The organism is Microbispora cellulosiformans, assembly GCF_008728085.1.
GTDB lineage: Bacteria > Actinomycetota > Actinomycetes > Streptosporangiales > Streptosporangiaceae > Microbispora > Microbispora amethystogenes.
Map to the genome: position 1 here is coordinate 1 of NZ_VYTZ01000046.1, position 1,568 is coordinate 1,568.

3 protein-coding genes are annotated in these 1,568 nt (G+C 70.1%); 2 read left to right on the forward strand and 1 reads right to left on the reverse strand.

What is annotated here, in order from left to right:
- Window positions 1–9 precede the first annotated feature (9 nt).
- The gene (locus F5972_RS38665) at window positions 10–216 is read right to left on the reverse strand and encodes a hypothetical protein (RefSeq protein WP_225312241.1); all 207 of its coding nucleotides are present in this window, start codon (window positions 214–216) and stop codon (window positions 10–12) included.
- Here F5972_RS38665 and F5972_RS38670 point away from each other — a divergent pair.
- Both F5972_RS38670 and F5972_RS36755 read left to right on the forward strand, forming a co-directional pair.
- The gene (locus tag F5972_RS38670) at window positions 209–499 is read left to right on the forward strand and encodes a cellulose binding domain-containing protein (protein WP_225312243.1); all 291 of its coding nucleotides are present in this window, start codon (window positions 209–211) and stop codon (window positions 497–499) included. The genes F5972_RS38665 and F5972_RS38670 overlap by 8 nt on opposite strands.
- A 46-nt stretch (window positions 500–545) precedes the next feature.
- Window positions 546–1,568: extracellular catalytic domain type 1 short-chain-length polyhydroxyalkanoate depolymerase (locus tag F5972_RS36755; RefSeq protein ID WP_191910509.1), on the forward strand; the 1,023-nt coding region annotated here is incomplete at its 3' end.

The window sequence follows — 1,568 nt, forward strand, 5'->3', positions numbered from 1 at the left end:
CGCCGGCGGCTACGACAAGATGGCCGCCGCCTGGTACGCCGCCCTCCAGTCGGTGCCGGGCAGCCTGGGCCAGGGATCCAGCCCGAGCCCCAGTGTCAGCCCCAGCTCCAGCCCGAGCGCGAGCCCCAGTGCGAGCCCCAGTGCGAGCCCCAGTGCCAGCCCGTCGACGAGCCCCTCGACGAGCCCGACGCCGGGCACCAGGTCGTGCTTGGCCAAGTACACGCTGACCGGGCAGTGGCAGGGCGGTTTCCAGGCCGACGTCACCGTCACCGCGGGCGGATCGCCCATCTCCTCCTGGACCGTCGCCTGGCGGTTCAGCGACGGCCAGACGGTCACCCAGTCGTGGAACGCCACGATCACTTCGAGCGGATCGCAGGTCACCGCCCAGAACGTGAGCTACAACGGTTCGCTCGGCGCCGGCGCGAGCACGCAGTTCGGCTTCCTCGGCAGCTCGAACGGCGCCAACAGCGTGCCCTCCGTGACCTGCACGGCGACCTGAGCCTGTCTGCGGCTGACCTGACGCTCCGCGTACGAAAGGACCTCCTGTGAAACGAAGGCTCAGATCCCTGCTGGCCGCCGTGTCGTTGCCCCTGGTGCTGGTCGGCATGCTGCTGGCCGCCCGGCCCGCCGCGGCCGCCTCACTCACCCGGATCACCGGGTTCGGCACCAACCCGACCAACCTGAACATGTACCTCTACGTGCCCGACCGGGTCGCCGCCCGCCCCGCCCTGCTGGTCCTGGTCCACTACTGCAGCGGCTCGGCCAGCGGCATCTTCAACGGCAACGGCCACGACTACGTCACCGCCGCCGACCGCTACGGCTACATCATCGTGGTCCCCGAAGCCACCCGCAGCGGATCCTGCTTCGACGTGTCCACCCCCGCCGCGCTCCGCCGCGACGGCGGCAGCGACTCCACCGGCATCATGGCCATGGTCAACTACACCCGCCAGCGCTACAACGTCGACCCCGGCCGCATCGTCGTCAGCGGCTTCTCCTCCGGCGCCATGATGACCAACGTCCTGGCCGCCGAATACCCCGACGTGTTCTCCGCCGCCTCCGCCTTCTCCGGCGTCCCCGCCGGCTGCTTCGCCACCACCAACGGCTCCCTGTGGAACAGCCAGTGCTCCGGCGGCCAGATCATCAAGACCGCCCAGCAGTGGGGCGACCAGGCCCGCGCCATGTACCCCGGCTACACCGGCCGCTACCCCCGCATGCAGCTGTGGCACGGCACCACCGACACCACCCTGCACTACAACAACTTCGGTGAAGAGATCAAGCAGTGGACCAACCTCAACGGGCTGAGCCAGACCCCCGCCTTCACCGACCACCCGCAGTCCAGCTGGACCCGCACCCGCTACGGCAACACCGGCACCCAGGCCACCGTCGAGGGCATCAGCATCTCCGGCGTCGGCCACCAGCTCCCCATGAGCGGCCAGCTCGCCTACGCCATCTCCTTCCTCGGCCTCGACGCGCCGAGCACCTCCCCGTCGGCCACTCCGACCGTCACCCCGACTGTGACGCCCACCGTGACGCCGTCGTCGACTCCGACCTCCGGTGGAGGCAGTGGA